This window comes from Sulfitobacter sp. 1A13496 (assembly GCF_043557225.1).
GTDB lineage: Bacteria > Pseudomonadota > Alphaproteobacteria > Rhodobacterales > Rhodobacteraceae > Sulfitobacter > Sulfitobacter faviae.
This window is the reverse complement of sequence record NZ_JBIFFP010000001.1, coordinates 204,553-222,405: the sequence shown is the minus strand read 5'-3', so window position 1 is coordinate 222,405 and position 17,853 is coordinate 204,553. Positions and strand designations below refer to the sequence as shown.

General features: G+C 60.7%; 19 protein-coding genes. 8 read left to right on the top strand and 11 right to left on the bottom strand.

All coding sequences use genetic code 11. From position 1 onward, the window contains the following. Window positions 1-151 precede the first annotated feature (151 nt). Window positions 152-1,864, top strand: a complete 1,713-nt coding sequence (locus tag ACGYLX_RS01120) for a bifunctional sulfate adenylyltransferase/adenylylsulfate kinase (RefSeq protein ID WP_394446882.1) — start codon at window positions 152-154, stop codon at window positions 1,862-1,864. A 59-nt stretch (window positions 1,865-1,923) separates the two neighbouring features. Here ACGYLX_RS01120 and ACGYLX_RS01115 read toward each other — a convergent pair whose 3' ends face one another. The 3 genes from ACGYLX_RS01115 to ACGYLX_RS01105 form a co-directional block, all read right to left on the bottom strand. Continuing rightward, window positions 1,924-2,802 carry a PhzF family phenazine biosynthesis protein gene (locus ACGYLX_RS01115; RefSeq protein WP_394446881.1) on the bottom strand — a complete coding sequence of 293 codons (879 nt, stop codon included), beginning with the start codon at window positions 2,800-2,802 and terminating at the stop codon, window positions 1,924-1,926. Between the two features lie 78 nt (window positions 2,803-2,880). Further along, window positions 2,881-3,099: a DUF1150 family protein gene (locus tag ACGYLX_RS01110; protein ID WP_394446879.1), complete on the bottom strand. Its 219-nt coding sequence runs from the start codon at window positions 3,097-3,099 to the stop codon at window positions 2,881-2,883. A gap of 4 nt (window positions 3,100-3,103) precedes the next feature. After that, window positions 3,104-3,517 (bottom strand): Hsp20 family protein, encoded by a 414-nt coding sequence (locus ACGYLX_RS01105; RefSeq protein WP_067267324.1) that lies wholly within the window; start codon window positions 3,515-3,517, stop codon window positions 3,104-3,106. Between the two features lie 163 nt (window positions 3,518-3,680). On the opposite strand from ACGYLX_RS01105, the gene ACGYLX_RS01100 reads away from it, so the two are divergent. The 3 genes from ACGYLX_RS01100 (at window position 3,681) to ACGYLX_RS01090 (ending at window position 5,550) form a co-directional block, all read left to right on the top strand. After that, window positions 3,681-3,905 (top strand): YdcH family protein, encoded by a 225-nt coding sequence (locus ACGYLX_RS01100; RefSeq protein WP_067267347.1) that lies wholly within the window; start codon window positions 3,681-3,683, stop codon window positions 3,903-3,905. A gap of 96 nt (window positions 3,906-4,001) precedes the next feature. After that, window positions 4,002-4,487, top strand: a complete 486-nt coding sequence (gene purE, locus ACGYLX_RS01095; protein ID WP_209218256.1) for a 5-(carboxyamino)imidazole ribonucleotide mutase — start codon at window positions 4,002-4,004, stop codon at window positions 4,485-4,487. Next, window positions 4,480-5,550 carry a 5-(carboxyamino)imidazole ribonucleotide synthase gene (locus ACGYLX_RS01090; protein WP_394446877.1) on the top strand — a complete coding sequence of 357 codons (1,071 nt, stop codon included), beginning with the start codon at window positions 4,480-4,482 and terminating at the stop codon, window positions 5,548-5,550. The genes purE and ACGYLX_RS01090 overlap by 8 nt, the downstream gene beginning before the upstream one ends. Window positions 5,551-5,552: 2 nt before the next feature. On the opposite strand, the gene ACGYLX_RS01085 is transcribed toward ACGYLX_RS01090, so the two are convergent. Continuing rightward, window positions 5,553-6,695 (bottom strand): alpha-D-ribose 1-methylphosphonate 5-triphosphate diphosphatase, encoded by a 1,143-nt coding sequence (locus ACGYLX_RS01085; protein ID WP_394446875.1) that lies wholly within the window; start codon window positions 6,693-6,695, stop codon window positions 5,553-5,555. Continuing rightward, window positions 6,682-7,479, bottom strand: a complete 798-nt coding sequence (locus ACGYLX_RS01080) for an esterase/lipase family protein (RefSeq protein WP_394446873.1) — start codon at window positions 7,477-7,479, stop codon at window positions 6,682-6,684. The genes ACGYLX_RS01085 and ACGYLX_RS01080 overlap by 14 nt, the downstream gene beginning before the upstream one ends. Before the next feature lie 66 nt (window positions 7,480-7,545). On the opposite strand from ACGYLX_RS01080, the gene ACGYLX_RS01075 reads away from it, so the two are divergent. Then, window positions 7,546-8,010, top strand: coding sequence for an NUDIX domain-containing protein (locus ACGYLX_RS01075; RefSeq protein ID WP_394446871.1), 465 nt, complete (start codon window positions 7,546-7,548; stop codon window positions 8,008-8,010). Here the strand turns inward: ACGYLX_RS01075 and ACGYLX_RS01070 are convergent. From ACGYLX_RS01070 to ACGYLX_RS01060, 3 genes are all read right to left on the bottom strand, one after another. Further along, window positions 7,976-8,824 carry a DMT family transporter gene (locus ACGYLX_RS01070; RefSeq protein WP_394446868.1) on the bottom strand — a complete coding sequence of 283 codons (849 nt, stop codon included), beginning with the start codon at window positions 8,822-8,824 and terminating at the stop codon, window positions 7,976-7,978. The two genes, ACGYLX_RS01075 and ACGYLX_RS01070, sit on opposite strands and share 35 nt — an antisense overlap. Window positions 8,825-9,010: 186 nt before the next feature. Beyond that, on the bottom strand, window positions 9,011-9,760 hold the full coding sequence (locus ACGYLX_RS01065; RefSeq protein WP_394446866.1) for an ATP-binding protein: 750 nt from the start codon (window positions 9,758-9,760) through the stop codon (window positions 9,011-9,013). 70 nt (window positions 9,761-9,830) lie between these two features. Then, window positions 9,831-11,222 carry an extracellular solute-binding protein gene (locus ACGYLX_RS01060; RefSeq protein ID WP_394446864.1) on the bottom strand — a complete coding sequence of 464 codons (1,392 nt, stop codon included), beginning with the start codon at window positions 11,220-11,222 and terminating at the stop codon, window positions 9,831-9,833. A 347-nt stretch (window positions 11,223-11,569) separates the two neighbouring features. Here ACGYLX_RS01060 and ACGYLX_RS01055 point away from each other — a divergent pair, with 347 nt between their 5' ends. Both ACGYLX_RS01055 and ACGYLX_RS01050 read left to right on the top strand, forming a co-directional pair. Continuing rightward, window positions 11,570-13,369, top strand: coding sequence for an ATP-binding protein (locus tag ACGYLX_RS01055; protein ID WP_394446862.1), 1,800 nt, complete (start codon window positions 11,570-11,572; stop codon window positions 13,367-13,369). Between the two features lie 23 nt (window positions 13,370-13,392). Continuing rightward, the gene (locus ACGYLX_RS01050) at window positions 13,393-13,821 is read left to right on the top strand and encodes a response regulator (RefSeq protein WP_067267334.1); all 429 of its coding nucleotides are present in this window, start codon (window positions 13,393-13,395) and stop codon (window positions 13,819-13,821) included. 98 nt (window positions 13,822-13,919) lie between these two features. On the opposite strand, the gene groL is transcribed toward ACGYLX_RS01050, so the two are convergent. The 3 genes from groL to ACGYLX_RS01035 form a co-directional block, all read right to left on the bottom strand. Continuing rightward, window positions 13,920-15,563 carry a chaperonin GroEL gene (groL, locus tag ACGYLX_RS01045; protein ID WP_067267336.1) on the bottom strand — a complete coding sequence of 548 codons (1,644 nt, stop codon included), beginning with the start codon at window positions 15,561-15,563 and terminating at the stop codon, window positions 13,920-13,922. 64 nt (window positions 15,564-15,627) lie between these two features. Then, window positions 15,628-15,915 (bottom strand): co-chaperone GroES, encoded by a 288-nt coding sequence (gene groES, locus ACGYLX_RS01040; protein WP_067267338.1) that lies wholly within the window; start codon window positions 15,913-15,915, stop codon window positions 15,628-15,630. 166 nt (window positions 15,916-16,081) lie between these two features. Next, a complete protein-coding gene (locus tag ACGYLX_RS01035; protein WP_394446860.1) occupies window positions 16,082-16,762 on the bottom strand; it encodes a DUF2161 domain-containing phosphodiesterase in 681 nt (226 codons plus the stop codon). 151 nt (window positions 16,763-16,913) lie between these two features. Here ACGYLX_RS01035 and ACGYLX_RS01030 point away from each other — a divergent pair, with 151 nt between their 5' ends. Further along, on the top strand, window positions 16,914-17,834 hold the full coding sequence (locus ACGYLX_RS01030; RefSeq protein ID WP_394446858.1) for a manganese-dependent inorganic pyrophosphatase: 921 nt from the start codon (window positions 16,914-16,916) through the stop codon (window positions 17,832-17,834). The last annotated feature ends 19 nt before the right edge of the window (window positions 17,835-17,853 follow it).

The window sequence follows — 17,853 nt, the reverse complement described above, 5'->3', positions numbered from 1 at the left end:
CCCTCAGCACCCGAATTGCAGGCCTCCCTCGGATCATGGGATTTCGGCCTTTAACGGGGCGACACCCCTTAGTTCTATAGACTTTTCACATCTTTTGCAGCTATGGCAGCCGGGACCGAAGCCGCCTGTTCCCTGAAGAAAAGTGATAGTCATGATGCCCAGCAACCTCACGCCGATCCCCGAACTCTACGTCTCTTACGAGTCGTCGCAAAAACTGAAGGTGGAGGCGGGCAATCTGGTGAGCCTCGACCTCACCCCGCGTCAGATCTGCGATCTGGAACTCTTGATGAACGGCGGCTTTAACCCGCTGAAAGGGTTCTTGGGCGAAGAGGACTACGACAGCGTGGTCGAGAATATGCGGCTGGCGGATGGCTCCCTCTGGCCGATGCCCATCACCCTCGACGTGACCGAGGCTTTCGCCGAGAAGCTGGAAGTAGGGCAGGACATCGCCCTGCGCGACCAAGAGGGCGTGATCCTCGCCACCATGACCGTCACCGACCGCTGGACCCCGAACAAATCGCGCGAGGCCGAGAAGGTCTTTGGCGCCGATGACGAGGCGCATCCGGCGGTGAACTACCTGCACAACCAAGCAGGCAACGTCTATCTGGGCGGCCCCGTGACCGGCATCCAGCAGCCCGTGCACTACGACTTCCGCGCCCGCCGCGACACGCCCAACGAATTGCGCGCCTATTTCCGCAAACTGGGCTGGCGCCGCGTCGTGGCCTTCCAAACCCGCAACCCGCTGCACCGCGCGCATCAGGAACTCACCTTCCGCGCCGCCCGTGAAGCGCAGGCCAACCTGCTGATCCACCCCGTTGTCGGCATGACCAAACCCGGCGATGTCGATCACTTCACCCGCGTGCGCTGCTATGAGGCGGTGCTCGATAAGTATCCTGCCGCCACCACCTCCATGTCGCTCTTGAACCTCGCCATGCGCATGGCTGGCCCGCGCGAGGCCGTCTGGCACGGGCTGATCCGCAAAAACCACGGCTGCACCCATTTCATCGTGGGCCGCGACCACGCTGGCCCCGGCAAGAATTCCGCCGGTGAGGATTTCTATGGCCCCTATGACGCGCAGGACCTGTTCCGCGCGCATCAGGAGGAGATGGGCATCGAAATGGTCGATTTCAAACATATGGTCTGGGTGCAGGAACGCGCTCAATACGAGGCCATGGATGAGATCGAGGACAAGGACAGCGTCACCATCCTGAACATCTCTGGCACCGAGCTGCGCCGCCGCCTGCGCGAAGGTTTGGAGATCCCTGAGTGGTTCTCCTTCCCCGAGGTCGTGAAGGAGCTGCGCCGCACCTCCCCGCCGCGCTCCAAGCAGGGCTTCACCGTCTTCTTCACCGGTTTCTCCGGCTCCGGCAAATCCACCATCGCCAACGCGCTGATGGTCAAGCTGATGGAGATGGGCGGCCGCCCGGTGACGCTGCTGGACGGGGATATCGTGCGGAAAAACCTCAGTTCCGAACTCGGCTTCTCGAAAGAGCACCGCGACCTGAACATCCGCCGCATCGGCTATGTCGCAAGCGAGATCACCAAGAACGGCGGCATCGCCATCTGCGCACCGATTGCGCCCTATGCCGCCACCCGCCGCGCGGTGCGCGAGGATGTGGAGAATTTCGGCGCCTTTGTCGAAGTGCATGTCGCGACCTCTATCGAGGAATGCGAACGCCGCGACCGCAAGGGGCTCTACAAACTGGCGCGGGAGGGCAAGATCAAGGAATTCACCGGCATTTCCGACCCCTACGATGTGCCGCAGAACGCCGAACTGGTGCTGGAGACCGAGAATGTTGAGGTCGACAACTGCGCGCATCAGGTGTTGCTGAAGCTCGAAAACATGGGGCTGATCGCGGAGTAAACCGATCAGTCTTTGCCAAGAACAACGCAGCCCCTAGGGGCTGCGTTTTGCGTTCGGGCTTAGGCCACCTCGGGCATGAAGACTTGGCCCGACATCACCACGCGCCCCTGCCCCGCCACACGGACACCGGTGATCGCATCGCGGGGGCCAAGCACCTCGACCTCCGCCCGTCCGGGGCGACCCATGAGGTACCCCTGCTCGGCCACGAAATTCGGGCTGTCAATCAATCCGCGCGCCCAAAGATAGGCCGCCATGGCACCCGTCGCCGAACCGGTGAAAGGGTCTTCGGCAGGGCTGGGCGGGGCCAGCAGCAGCCGCGCATAGGTATTGCCCGCAGCGGTCGCGCCTTCGAGGGTGACCCAGAAGGGCTCCATCATATTGCTGCCCTGCCCCAGATGGGCGTTATAGGCCGCGAGCGCCTCGGGGTTAAGCTTCAGCCCTTCCAATGCGGCGCGACTGCGCAGAACGGTGATACAGAACGGCAGTCCGGTAGAAACTACCTGCGGCGGCGCGATGATATCCTCGGGTGCCACGCCGCCCACCTTGGCGACGAGATCGGCAGGCACTTCTTCCCCGAAAACCGGCGCGATCTGGGTCATGGCGATTTGGGAGCCGCGCACCTCGACCTCAACGATCCCCGCGCCAGTCTCCAACCGCAGTGGCCCTTCGCCGATCAACCCGCGATGGCGCAGCGCTGCGACGGTGGCGATGGTGGGGTGGCCCGCAAAGGGTATCTCTCGACTGGCGAGGTAGTATTTCACCTTGAAATCCGCGACCTCCGACGGGCCGGTAAAGGTGCATTCCACGAGGGATGTTTCGCGCACATAGGCCATGCATAGCTCATCCGGCAGCCCTTTCCCGCCATGCACCACGGCGCAGCCATTGCCGCCAAAGACTTGGTCGGTAAAGGCATCCACCCAGTCGAAATCGAAATCCATAAGACCGCTCCCAATAAAAAAGGCCGCAGCGGACTGCGGCCTTGCATCGGGCTTAGCGTATCTTCGCGCCGCGCGGCGTCAATGCACCATCACTGGCCGGTAGTCATGCTCTCGCGCCAATGAGAAGGCGAGTTTCTGATCGCCGACCAACGCCAGTTGCTGCCCTTCGGCATCGTGAACGGCATAAAGAAGCTCAAGCCCCTCGGCCTGATCGCGCACCTCGCGCGGCAGGTCGGCGACAGCGATGGTTTTGACATAGACCATACGGTCGTTTCCGTGGGTGATTGCGCCTTGCATGATGTTACCCCTTCTTGATCTTGATGGTTTGAACCACCGTTTCAGGCTTGGCGCGGGTCAGGTCGACATGCAGCAGACCATTCTCCATAACCGCCTCGCCCACATCGACCCCATCGGCCAGTACGAACGAGCGCTGGAATTGACGCGCGGCGATTCCACGGTGCAGAAACACCCGGTCTTCGCCATCGTCGGACTGACGCCCACGGATCACGAGCTGTCTATCCTCAACGGTTATCGACAGATCCTGTTCCGAAAAACCCGCCACCGCCAGCGTGATGCGATAGCTGTAGTCTGAGGTTTGTTCGATGTTGAACGGCGGATAACCTTCGTTTCCGGCCTTGGCGCTGCGTTCAAGCACCCGTTCCAATTGTTCAAACCCAAGCATATGCGGGTAAGAGGCAAGCGTTAATTTCGTCATGCGACACGTCCTTATCAGGTCAAGCGACAGTGTTTCACAGGCCCCGCAACCGGCAGCCCGTTGCATTGAATATGGGGGGGCTTGGGCAAGGGCGCAAGGGCTATGCCAAATGTTCTCAACCGCTTATATTCAAGGTTCAGATGCCCAACGGAATCACCTGCCCATGAATGCCCCTACCGATCTGTCGATGAAAACGGACGAAGTGCTGCGTGTCGAGCTTGAGGTCTTTCGACGGGAACATCGCGATCTGGATGACGCCATCCATGCGCTGGTCGAACGCGGCACCGGGGATCAACTGACCCTGCAACGGCTCAAGAAACGCAAACTGCGTCTCAAGGATTTGATTGCCCAGATCGAAGACCGGCTGACGCCCGATATCATCGCCTGACCCATTATCCCCCATGGCCCGCGGCAATCGGCGTTGCCAGATGGGCCGTGATGGGTATAGTGCGCGCTCTGATCCACCAAGAGAAGGCCCGCAGCAATGACCACGCCCCCGGTTGGCATCATCATGGGGTCCCAGTCCGACTGGGCCACCATGCGCGAAGCAGCAACCCTGCTGGACGAGCTTAACATCCCCTTCGAGGCGCGCATCGTTTCCGCCCATCGCACCCCGGACCGGCTCTGGGATTATGGCAAAACGGCGGTGGACCGGGGTTTGCAAGTCATCATCGCGGGCGCAGGCGGGGCGGCGCATTTGCCGGGCATGATGGCCTCCAAAACCCGCGTGCCGGTGATCGGCGTGCCGGTGCAGACCAAGGCGCTGTCGGGTGTGGATTCGCTCTATTCCATCTTGCAAATGCCGCGTGGCTTTCCGGTCGCGACCATGGCTATCGGTGCCGCAGGCGCGGCCAATGCCGCCCTGATGGCGGCGGGCATCCTTGCGCTGCAAGACCCGGAATTGGCCAAGCGACTGGACGATTGGCGCGACGCGCTCAGCGCTTCGATCCCCGAGGTGCCGCATGACTGAACCCCTACAAACCGGCGCCACCATCGGCATTCTGGGCGGCGGCCAATTGGGCCGCATGCTTTCTGTCGCCGCTGCACGGCTTGGCTTTCGCACCCATATCTTCGAGCCAGGCGCCAACCCGCCCGCTGCCGATGTGGCCCATGCAGTGTCCACCGCCCCCTATGACGACCACAAGGCGCTGGAGGCTTTCGCCCGCGCCTGTGACATCGTCACCTTCGAGTTTGAGAACATCCCCACCGAGGCGCTCGACGCGGTCGAGGCGATCACCCCGCTGCGCCCGGGCCGCGAAGCGCTGCGCATTTCCCAAGATCGGCTGACCGAGAAGACCTTCCTCGGCGATCTTGGCCTGCGCGTGGCCCCTTTCGCCGATGTGACCGACGCGGCCAGCCTCAAGGCCGCCGTGGCCCAAATCGGCACGCCTGCGATCCTCAAGACCCGCCGTTTCGGCTATGACGGAAAGGGCCAAGCGCGGCTGAAAGACGATGCCGACCTTGACGCCGCTTGGGCCGAGATGAACGGCGCGCCTTCCGTGCTCGAAGGTTTCGTCAATTTCAGCGCCGAAATCTCTGTCATCGCCGCGCGCAGTGCCACGGGCGAGGTTGCCTGTTTCGACCCTGGTGAGAATGTCCACCGCGATGGCATCCTGCACACCACCACCGTGCCCGCCAAGATCAGTAATGCACAGCGCACCGACGCGGTGCTGCTTGCCGGTCGCGTGCTGAACGCACTGGATTACGTGGGCGTTATGGGGGTCGAGCTTTTCGTCACGCCGCAGGGGCTGATCGTGAATGAGATCGCCCCGCGGGTGCATAACTCTGGCCATTGGACCCAGAACGGCTGCACCATCGACCAATTCGAGCAGCATATCCGCGCCGTGGCCGGATGGCCCTTGGGCGATGGGCAGCGCTATGCAGATGTGGTGATGACCAACCTCATCGGCGATGACATGGACCGCGTGCCCGAACTGGCCCGCGCCCGCGACACCGCGCTGCATCTTTACGGCAAGGCCGAGGTCAAACCGGGCCGCAAGATGGGTCATGTAAACCAGATCACCCGCGGCTGAGGTCAGCCGAAGAACCGATCCGCCACCGCGCCGGACATGAAGCTCACCCGCCCCGCCGCGAAAGTGGCGGCGACCCGGCCCGTGGCCTTGTCCAAGACGACGATATCGGCGCGTTTGCCCGGCGCGAGCGTGCCGCGATCCGTAAGCCCCAAGACCTGCGCCGGCCCGGATGAGACCAACGCCCAAGCGCCAGCAAGGTCCAGCAATCCGCTCTGCGCCAGCATCAAGGCGGCGCGGCGCGGCGAGGGGTAATGGTAATCCGACGCCAGCGCGTGACAGAGCCCCATGCTGATCAGGTCCAGCGCCGAAAGGTTGCCGTTATGCGACCCGCCGCGCACCACATTGGGCGCGCCCATGATGACCGCATCCCCCGCCCCATGCGCGGCCTCGGCGGCCTCCTGCGTTTCGGGGAATTCCGCCAGCGTCACGCCCCGCGCCCGCCAAAGGGCGCGGCCCTCGGCGGTTTGGTCATCATGGCTGCCCATTTTAACGCCACGCTGCGCCAGTTCCGCGCAGAGTCGGTCCAAGGCCGCGGGCACCTCATCGCGCCGCGCGTGCATCTCCTGCATCTGTGCCAAATGTCTCTCCGGGCTGCGCCCGGCCTTCAGCGCCTGCCCGACCAGCCGTTTTGGCGTCTTGCCCGCCGCCAAGCGGTCATGCGGCAGGTGATCGTTGAACACCACATAGCCTACGCTCCACTCCGCCATCCGCTGCGGCAGACTGTCGTAAAGGTCGAGCATATGGGTCTCAAACCGAAGCTGCGGGCGGATGTCGGTCACCAATTTCGGCGCGGTGTCGCGGATGCCGCTAAAGACCTGATCGGCGAACGCCAGCCCCCGCAGCCCGCCTTCCCAGCTGACGAATTGCGCCAAGACCGCGGTGGTCATGCCATTGGCCGCGAGCTCTGCCTCCGCTGCGACCAACCCTTCAGACAGTTGTTTCATCGCCCCGCGACGCGGTGCCAGATGCCGCTCGAACGCGTCGCCATGCAGATCGACGATCCCCGGCAAGACTTGAAAGCCGGTCAGATCGACAGGCCGCCCGACCGGGGCATCGGCAATCACCCCATCGGCAAAAGACAACGGCGCACGGCACAGCCCCTCGGGGTGAAGCACCTCCGCATTGAAGAGATCAATGTTTGGCATCGTCCCCTCCCACCCCCGGCAGGCAGCCCGCTTCCGGGCAGCCGATCGCATTCAGGACGCCATCGATAAAGGTCATCGACCGATCAAAACTGCCGGTTTTCAAGAAGGCCATGGTCTGGGCGATGACGCGCGGGTTGTTCATCATGAAGGTATGGGTCACCGGCAAGACGATATGGTCTTTCATCCCCGCAACACGGGTCGAAGCGACCGAGACCTTTCCATCATCCGGCCCCGGCAAAAGGCTCGAAAAATAGGGGTTGAGCGACTGTGAGCCGGCAATCACGCCTAATTCGAAAGGGACCGGCGGCAATTGGTTCGGCAAGGCCGCATCATCGGTGCCGATCTCGGCCCCGGCGGGCCCATTCAACCATTCGAAAGCAGGGTTCTCGACCAGTTCGTCCACCACCTCGCTGCCGTGATTGGGCGGCCCCAGCATCACCACGCGCCCGACTCGGTCGGCCCCGGCCTCGGCCACCCATTTGCGCACCAAAATACCGCCCATGGAATGGGTCACGAAATCGATCTGCGCAGTGCCGCAGGCCTCAATTGCGCGCGGCAGGGTCTGTTTCGCCAATTCCGCGATATTGGCCTCAGTCGAAGGGTAGCCCGGGCGCACCACGCGGTAGCCTTCGGCGGCCAAGGCGGCTTCCATCACGGCAAAAGACATCTCGGTCCTAGCCAGCCCATGGAGCAGAACCACACAGCGCCCCGCCGCGTTTTCGGCCGCGGCAGGCAGGGGGATCGCCAAGCAGATCGCGGCAATCAGCAGGGTGAAAAATCTCATCATGCCCTCCAGATAGACTGATTGCCCCGACTGTGAAATGGTCTTGGCGCGTTACCTGACGAAAGTATGCCGATGCCCCGACCCTGCCCTCGATTGGCCGCCCGCGCCGTGCTGCTGCACGAAGACCGGCTGCTGCTGGTCAACGCCTATGCCGATGATCGGCTGGGCCTGATGTGCGCCCCCGGCGGCGGGGTGGAGGCCGGCGCCTCCCTCCCCGACAACCTGCGGCGCGAGGTCTTTGAGGAAACGGGCCTCACGATCTCAGTCGGCGCGCCTTGTTTGGTCAATGAGTTCCACGACCCCGGCGGCGATTTCCATCAGGTGGATATCTATTTCAGATGCCACATCCTCGGATCCGCCCAAATCGCCCCCGATTGGCAAGACCGAGAGGCCATCGTCACGCGGCATCGATGGGTCACCCAAGCGGAACTGGCACAAGTCCCCCACAAGCCCGATAGCCTCGGCACAGTTGCCTTTGGCCCGACGGAGGCGGCGATCACCTACGATCCTTTGGAGCCGATTTTGCGCTGATCGCCCAGGCGATCCCGCCCAAAACCAAGGCCGTTGCGAGGACAAGCGTCAAGCTCAGCGGCTCACCCAGAAGCAGCGCCCCGGCAAGAATCGCGATGATCGGCACGCTCAGCTGCGCCACCGCCGCAGTGCCCCCGTCGATCCGCGTCAGCACCGCATACCACAGGGCATAGCCAAGGCCCGAGGTCAGCCCGCCGCAAAGCGCGCCCAACAAAAGCCCCGTCAGGCTGAAATGCGACCCCGCAAGAGCGGGCAGGATGAGCATGAACGGCAAACACAGCAAAAAGTTTGCCGAAGTCGCCGCCAGCGGATCGCCCGATGTGCGACCGATGATCGTATAGGCGGCCCAGCCGATCCCCGCCAGAACCATCAGCCCGGCGCCGATTGGATCAGTGGAAGCCTGCCCATCCGGCCAGAGGACCAAAACCAATCCCGCAAAAGCCGCCGCAGCCCCTGTAGTCTGCCGCGCGGTGGGCGCCGCGCCGGTCAAAGCGGCGTAGGTGAACATGGTAATCTGCACCACGCCAAAAAGGATGAGCGCCCCGAGCCCCGCGTCCAACGTCAGATACGCCAGACTGAACCCGATCATATAGACAGCCAGGCTCACGGCCCCGCCGATCCTGTTGCGCTGCAAAAGGGGCAACCGTCCACCCCGCAGCGCAACCAAGATGGCCAAAACCAATGCCCCCGCACCGACCCGCACAAGGGCAAAGCCCGCCGGATCGATATGCCCGCCGTCCACCGCCATTCGGGTCAAAATTGAGTTCGCCGCAAAGGCGCACATGGTGAGGGCGGAAAGAAGGAAAAGCTGCATGGCCTCTCGCTTAGCCTCACTCTCCAGCCGCGCCAAGCGCGGAATGCCTTTGGCACAAGGTTCTAACTGGGACGTGATGATCTCCTCCTTCGCATTGAATGCTGTGGTGAGATAAAGCGGTACGCGCGCTGCAATTCGATAGTGGCGCCAGGAGGAATTCCATGACTCCCTGGGGTTTCACCTATGCTATGTCATAGCGACGCCCTCCAAACGCACGGATACAGTCGCACCGCGCCCAGCACCGGTGGATACCAAACAGGCATGGCCCCCATAAGCCGCTGCGATTTTGCGAACCAAGGCCAGCCCCAAGCCCGACCCTTCAACCTCATCGCGCGACCGCAAAGTTGTCATCGGCTGGAAGACACGCTCATGATAACGCGACGGTATTCCCGGCCCATCATCGGAAACGGTGAGCATCATGGCCTCCCCTTCGTTTTTTACCACTACCTCAACCCGCCCGGAAAACCGATCATGATGCTTGAGCGCGTTTCCAATCAACGCCACGAAAAGCGAGTGCAGGTCCTGATGGTCAAAGCAGAAAGAGTCGCACCCGAAGTGATGGTCAACCCGGAAACCACTGGGCAGCCCAACTTCCTCTACCGCGGCATCTAAGGCCTGACGAAGCTCAAGCACGGTCGCATTGCGCCCCTTTCCGGCCCGCGAGTATTGAAGCAGGTCGACTAACATCCGATCCAACCGCCGCGTATGCCGCTTCATCAAGGCGATAGAGTTGTTGACTGAAGGGCTTACCTTCAGTCCCGCCTCCTCAATATCCTCGGCGATCCATTCAGGCAGTTCCAACAACGCGCGAATGGAGCCGCGCAGATCGTGACTTACCAGATGGATAAACTCCTCTGCATCAGGCCCGAGAGGCTGCGGCTCTTCGCGCGAAGGTAGCTCATGGTCGGCAGGTAACCTTAACAGCCGCTGCGTCATATCGCGACTTCCCTGCGATCAGCGCATGAGCAAAACGCCCTGCTAACCCGAATTAAAACTAAAGGTTCCATCAAGCAATATCCCGTAGCAATCGACGCGCATTGGGCGGATATTTCGCTCGCAGGCGCGCCCACCTTTGTATTTGCCTTTCGCGTCCGACCCGGCTTGTGATCAACTGCCATTGCTGTGCCGCCCGGGTAAGGGCCATTTTCGGCGAAACCTCACCCTGAAGGGCCTTATCCAATCCCCTTCCCAATGTTTGGAAATACTCTGATTGCCCTTTCAAATAGAAATCGGGAATCGCCCCTTTAAGCGCCGCGCGATGCACCTTCAGAAAGGGCTCTGAATAGGCCGCCTCCACTCCCGGATCACTGTAGTGCTCATTACGAAAAGGGTCGAAAAACCCATCCGGCTGTCGAACGGAAAGTGTCGACATTGCTGGCGTGACCGCGAAGAGGGCAAATAAATAGGCGAGTTCTTTCTGGGTCGATGCCGCGCTGATGACAAAGCTCCACCCCCAGTTGAAATAGGGGATTTCAAGCAGTTCCTCCCCCACCTGCCCTCCGGGGGTTGGCCCGTAAACCATCCGTCCGCGCATCAATGATCGAGGAGAGTTAAGGTATTTCTGCGTTCCGCCCCAGCCGATGTTGCAATAGACATCACCCTTCGCGTATCGTGCCCAATTTCCAAACAGCCCCAGGCTCGAAGTTTCGGGGGCAAGGCAGTCCGTGATCGCGATCAACTCTTCCAGCGCCGCGACACCCGGGTCATCTGCAATTTGCGGCGTCATATCGGGGGACAAGGGCCAATTGCCCTTGGCGTGAAACCGCACCCACCATTCCCATGCGAGATACCCCGGCGTGCGGAACAACAGTCCGCCATATCGACCGGCCTCTGGTGCATGAAAGAACCGGATTTGCCGGTCCAGTTCCTGCCAAGTTTCTGGCTGAACAAGTGGATAGCCGAAACGATCGGCGTAGCGCGCTTGTTCATCCGGATCGCGCAGCATCTCGCGATGGTAGAACATCAAATAGGCGTCACCATCCGTTTGAAAACCATAGGTTTTACCGTCGAACCTATCCCCTTCTTGATAAAGCATAGGGTCGCGAAACCCCGGCGGTTCATAGCGTGCGGCGAGGCCATCCAAAGCATGGACCGCTCCCGCGGCCACCAGATCTGCGACACCAAAAGTCGCAGGCAAAGCCACGTCATATCGCGCCTCCCCGAGTACACTATTAAGCATCAGTTCCGCGTTGATCTGATCTACATGCACTTCTTGTAGGTCGACCGCGACCCCGGTCCGTTCTGTAAAGGCTTTTGCAACCGGCGCGAGATTGGCCCGCGACCCTTCAGGCAACAGCACCGAAAGCGCCTTGACGCTTCCCCCCAATTCGCAGGCCTGCGCGGCCACCTTTATGTCGATCGCCTCACCGAATGCCGGGGCGGCGATCAGCGTGCTCAAACCGGCGCCCAATCCGATTGAAACCGTTCGTCTTGTCAACCTGCGGCCGCCTGACACGATTCGATCCTCCAATACGCCGGGGCAGGAACCCCTCCTGCTGTCATGGCGCTGGTTTTAGGGCGACGGCGATTAACATTGCGTTAATCGGTCACGGCTATTCACAAGGCATGAAAACGATGCCCCCCCCTTGGCGCCTCCTGCAGCTTTTCGGCAGCCGCATCAGCACCCGTCTCCGGGCCGCTTTTTTGCTCGTTGCGTGCATCATCGGCCTAGCGGGGTGGGTTGCTACCGGGCAAATGCGCGCTGTTTTGGCCAGTCATGCTCATCTAAGCCAATCGGCGCTACCGATGTTGGGCGTCTCCCAGCAGATCGAGCGGTCTTTGAATGGTGTATTCCTTTCGATTGAACAGTTAAATCAGCGAGATACCACTGCTTCGCCATCAGTCCTTGGGCAGGAAATTGGGACAAAGATCAGCGAAATCTCCAAAGTTTTAGATGATCTGTCAACGTCCGAGATCGCGCCGCCCTTAGCGGCCCGGCTGGAACAGCGTCTGCAGATGGCACGGCGTGCGACGGATGCGACAGTAGTCAGCCTTCAAGAGATGCGGCGCGCGGAGGCGCAAATCGTCTCAACCCTCGATCTGGTCGAGCAAATCCAAGAGCAAAGTCATCTCATTATCGACGATCTAGCCTATCGGCTTTCTAGGCAGACCGAAGCTGTTCTGGCCGAACCCTCTGGGATTTCGAGTTCCGGCCAGCAAAAAAATTCTACGTCCCGCTTTCCCGAATTGTTGTTAAGTGCGGTCAATTTGAATGACATTCGGCTCAGTCTCGACACGCTGATCAATATCGTCATGTCGCAAGGGCTACAGAACCAACCCCTTCAACTCGCGCGCGCGAAACTGCTTGTCGAAGAACATTTTCAGGATGCCATAACCCGCTTACCGCGCATTCACGAAACAGCAAGCAGGCGGTCACTTGCCCGCCAAATTGACGCGTTGCGCGACCTGCTGCTGCGTGCCGAAACCGGATTCTTTGCCCATACAACGGCCCGCCTGCGGTTCCATAATAGCTTCGAAAGGCTGCAAGCCGAGCACCTTCCCATGATCGTGGAGATTTCCGATATCTCCTCCGATCTGACCCAGAATACCCTAGAGCGGGTGGATGCTGCGACGCAGGCCCTGCGTGATACCATCAACCAAGTCATTTGGACCGTGGGTCTCACCATGGCCTGCGCCTTTCTCGTGATTGCGATGGCAAACGGCTTGGTTATCGAACGGCAGTTTAATCGCCGGATCAGACGCTTGACCGATTCCGTGACCGCGATCGCTCGGGGGGATCTCGACCATCCGATTACCGTGAGAGGGCGCGACGAGCTTGGAGAGATGGCGCGCGCATTGACCGTCTTCCGCACCACGGCGGAGGAGCTTCGGCGCTCGAATATCGAGTTGGAGAAATTCGCCTATGTCGCTGCGCACGACCTGCGGTCGCCCCTCCGGGCGGTGCATGAATTGAGCCTTTGGGTGCTGGAGGATGAAGACAACGCGCTAAGTGCCGAAAGCCGAAGCTATTTGCTGATGTCTCAAAAACGGATCGACCGGCTAAACCGTCTTTTGGCCGATCTTTTGGACTACGCCTGCGCAGGGCAGGACCAGCCTGCGCCGGAGCCTGTCCATCTTGGCCGCTTGGTGACGGAGCTCGCCCGCTACATCGATACCGAAGGTCGTTTCAAAATCACCTTTACCGGCGCGGACCAGGTCGTCGACGCGCAGCTGACACCCTTGCAGCAAATCCTGGGCAATCTCATCTCGAATGCGATCAAACACCATGACCGAGATCATGGGACGATCCATATCAGTGCACAACGGCGGCAGGACCACCTTGTCTTGACCGTCCGCGATGATGGGCCGGGTATAGAGCTTCGGCATCAGCAAAAGATATTTGAACTCTTTCAAACCCTTAAACCACGCGATGAGGTTGAGGGGAGCGGCTTGGGACTCGCCATCGTAAGCAAGCTTGCGGCCCACCAAAAAGGCAAGGTCACGCTATTTTCCGACCCTGACAAAGGGCGCGGCGCGACCTTTGTGGTTGAGCTTCCACTGGCACCACAAGCACATCAATCCCTGCCCGTGGCGGCCGCAGCGTGACAGAAGTCGGAAAGGAATATCGGATGAAAACGACGCCCGCGAAATTTCTTATCGTCGATGACGACAAAGTCAGCGTGATGGCCATGCAACGGGCAATGCGCAAGTTGAAGATCGTCAATGAGACGGCGGTTTGCCATGACGGCCAGCAGGCGCTTGAGTTTCTGGCGGAGGAGGTGAAGCGGCACGGGCGATTGCCGCCTTACATCATCACACTCGACCTCAATATGCCGCGCATGGGCGGGCTTGAGTTCTTGGAGGTCGTTCGGGCCGATCCCGCCTTGGAGCGCATGGTGGTTTTCGTCTTCACGACCTCCGACATGCCCACGGATGTGCAATCGGCTTATAGCAAGAATGTCGCGGGCTATATCGTGAAGGAGAACCCGTCAGAGACCTTTGCCAATGCGCTCGACATGTTGAACACCTACGCGCGGATTGTGGAGCTGCCCAGTTAGGCCGATGAGAACCGGTTAACCGCCAGTCAAAGCCCCCGAAACAAAAAGAGGCGCGCCATTGCTGGCGCGCCTCCGGAACCTTAGCCGAAAGGGATGGCTTACATCATGCCGCCCATGCCGCCCATGTCGGGCATGCCGCCTGCGGGGGCTGCGCCCTCTTTGGCGGGCTTGTCGGCAACCATCGCTTCGGTGGTGATCAGCAGACCTGCGATCGAAGCTGCGTCTTGCAGTGCGGTGCGCACCACTTTCGCCGGGTCGATGACGCCGAAGGAGAACATGTCGCCATATTCTTCAGTCTGTGCGTTGAAGCCGAACTTCAGGTCGTCGCTTTCGCGGATTTTGCCGGCCACAACCGAACCGTCCACACCAGCGTTCTCAGCGATCTGACGCAGCGGTGCTTCCAAAGCCTTGCGGACGATGGAGATACCGACGTTCTGGTCGTTGTTGTCGCCTGTGAGGCCTTCCAGCTTCTTGGCGCCCTGAACCAGAGCAACACCACCGCCAACGACGATGCCTTCTTGAACAGCGGCGCGTGTCGCGTTCAGGGCGTCATCAACGCGGTCTTTGCGCTCTTTCACTTCGACTTCGGTCATGCCGCCAACGCGGATCACGGCAACGCCGCCTGCCAGTTTGGCAACGCGCTCTTGCAGCTTCTCACGGTCGTAGTCGGAGGTGGTCTCTTCGATCTGGTTACGGATCTGAGCCACGCGGGCTTCGATCTCGGCCTTCTCGCCAGCGCCGTCAACGACGGTGGTCTCGTCTTTGGTGATCGACACTTTCTTGGCCGAACCCAGCATGTCCATGGTCACGGACTCGAGCTTCATGCCGAGGTCTTCGGAGATCACTTGACCACCGGTCAGGATCGCGAGGTCTTGCAGCATCGCTTTGCGACGGTCACCGAAGCCCGGTGCCTTCACAGCAGCAATTTTCAGACCGCCACGCAGCTTGTTCACGACGAGGGTCGCCAGGGCTTCGCCCTCGACGTCTTCGGCGATGATCAGAAGCGGCTTCTGGGACTGGATGACCTGCTCGAGCAGCGGCACCATCGGCTGAAGGCTCGACAGTTTCTTCTCGTGCAGCAGGATGATCGCGTCTTCCAGCTCGACAGTCATCTTGTCGGAGTTGGTGACGAAATAGGGGCTCAGGTAGCCACGGTCGAACTGCATACCTTCGACGACATCGGTCTCGGTTTCCAGACCTTTGTTCTCTTCGACGGTGATCACACCTTCGTTGCCGACTTTCTGCATCGCGTCCGCGATCTGGCGGCCGATTTCACGCTCGCCGTTGGCGGAGATGGTGCCAACCTGCGCGACTTCGTCGCTGTCGGACACGTCACGTGCGGCAGCTTTGATCGCGTCGACGACCTTGGCAGTCGCCAGATCAATGCCGCGCTTGAGGTCCATCGGGTTCATGCCAGCGGCAACCGATTTCATGCCTTCGCGCACGATAGCTTGGGCCAGAACGGTCGCGGTGGTGGTGCCGTCACCGGCTTCGTCGTTGGTCCGGGAAGCGACTTCCTTGACCATCTGCGCGCCCATGTTTTCGAACTTGTCTTCCAGTTCGATTTCCTTCGCCACGGATACACCGTCTTTGGTGATGCGCGGTGCGCCGAAGGATTTGTCCAGAACCACGTTCCGGCCTTTGGGGCCGAGTGTGACTTTCACCGCATCGGCAAGGATGTTCACACCCTTGAGCATCCGGTTGCGGGCATCGGTGTCAAATTTGACGTCCTTAGCAGCCATGTTGTCTTCTCCTAAAATCTTGGATTGATGTCAGCGTCTTCAAAGGGTCGGCAAGCCAAGTGGCTTACGCGATGATCCCCATGATGTCGCTTTCTTTCATCATCAGCATTTCTTCGCCGTCGACGGTGACCTCTGTGCCGGACCACTTGCCGAACAGGATTTTGTCGCCGGGTGCGACGGCCATTTCGATCAGCTCGCCGTTGTCTTTGCGGGCGCCAGTGCCGACAGCCACGACTTCACCTTCGGAAGGCTTTTCCTTGGCGGAATCGGGGATGATCAGCCCGCCGGCGGTTTTCTCTTCGCTTTCTGTGCGCTTGACCAGCACACGGTCATGAAGCGGTTTCAATGCCATCTTTGCAGCTCCTTAAGGCTCAAAGTTACTCTTCCAAGCCACCCCCTCCGGGCGAGGGGTGCAGCCGTTAGCACTCGACCCATGTGAGTGATAACGATGCATAGCTAAGGAGCGGCCCGCGGCCTGTCAACAACGGCGTTGAAAAATTTTGAGCGCATTGGAACCATTATTCGGCCCCTAAAATGCGCCCCGCAGTCGCGACAGCCTCGGCCCCCTTTGGGGTCAGCCCGTATATGCCTTTGTCGACCTTTTCAAACCAACCATAGTGATCGTCCCGCATCATGCGGGTCGCCGCCGAGATGCCAGTCGCCCGAGCCACATCCGCGCCTTTGCTGGCGCCCGCTTCGAACAGATAAACCGCGAGCTTCAGCGCATCCTGTCGGTAAGCCGTCACCAACCCCGCCCGGGTCTGGCCTCCGTCGTTCGGATCGCCCTGCCGCCGGGCAAACTCCCGCAAGAGCAGCGCTGCCCGTTTGGCATTCTTGCGCGGCGCATAGGGGCCGGGATCGCAATGCACCTCGACCAGCCCATCCGACAGCCGCACGGTGATCAGCCCCAGCCCCAGCCGCCGGGCCAGCGTGACGTTGTCCTTCACCGCCTTGGCAAAGCGCTTGCCCGGTTGGCGCGCCACGGCAAGGTAAACATCATCCGCCACTTTCAGCCGCGCCAGACATTGGTGGAACAGGGCCAGCGAAAAGCCGAGCTTCAACTCGATCACCACCGGCGGCTCTGCTCCGCGCACGGCCACTACATCCGCCGCGCCGACCTCGGCCTTCACCACATAGCCCTGATCCTCAAGGAAGGCTTTGATCGGTGGGTAAAGATCGGTTTCGCGCGGATTGCTCATGGCGCGCAACTTGCCCCATCGCGCGGCGCTATGCAAAGGGCGGCGGCGTCTGAAATTGCCGCGCAATGCCGCATTGCAGCGCGCGCAGGTGACAAGCCTATTCAACCTGCTATAAGGCGCGCAAATCCACCCGAACAGACAGGACCGCCCCATGACAACGCTTGTTTTTGGCCATAAATCCCCCGACACCGACAGCACCGGCAGCCCGATCGTTTGGGCATGGTATCTCAATGAGATCAAAGGCATCCCCGCCAAACCCGTCCTGCTGGGCGAGCCGAATACCGAAGCGCTCTTCGTGCTCGACAAATGGGACCTCGAAAAGCCCGAAATCCTGACCGAGCTTGAGGCCGACACCAAGGTTGTCATCGTCGACACCAACAACCCCGCCGAACTGCCCGACAACATCAATGATGCCGACATCACCGGCATCATCGACCACCACCGTCTGGTGGCGGGGCTTGAGACACGCGGCCCGATCGAGATCAACATCCAGCCGCTCGCCTGCACCGCGACGATCATGTACAAAATGATCGGCAAGGATTGGGCGCAGGCCCCGCGCGGGGTAAAGGCCGCGGCCCTGTCCTGCATCCTGTCGGACACGCTTGAGTTCCGCAGCCCCACCACCACCCAAGAAGACCGCGCCATCGCCCATGACATCGCGCAGGATCTCGGCGTCGATATCACGGATTATGCGACCGAAATGTTCGCCGCGAAATCCGATGTCTCCGCCTTCAGCGAAGCGGAACTGCTGCGCATGGACAGCAAGGGCTTTGACCTTGACGGCACCAGCCTGCGCGTGAGCGTGTTGGAAACCACCTCCCCCGCTCCGCTGCTCGAGCGCAAGGACGCGCTGATGGCCGAGATGCCTAAAGTGGCCGAAGCCGACGGTGCCGCGCAGGTGCTTTTGTTCATCGTCGACATTCTGAAAGAAGAGGCGACCCTTTTGGTGCCCAACGACATGGTCAAACATATCGCCGAGCAGAGCTTTGGCGCTGAGGTCTCCGGCGACACGGTCGTGCTGCCCGGTGTGATGAGCCGTAAAAAGCAGATCATCCCGAACCTCAAGATGTAAGCCAATCGGGCGGGCCAAG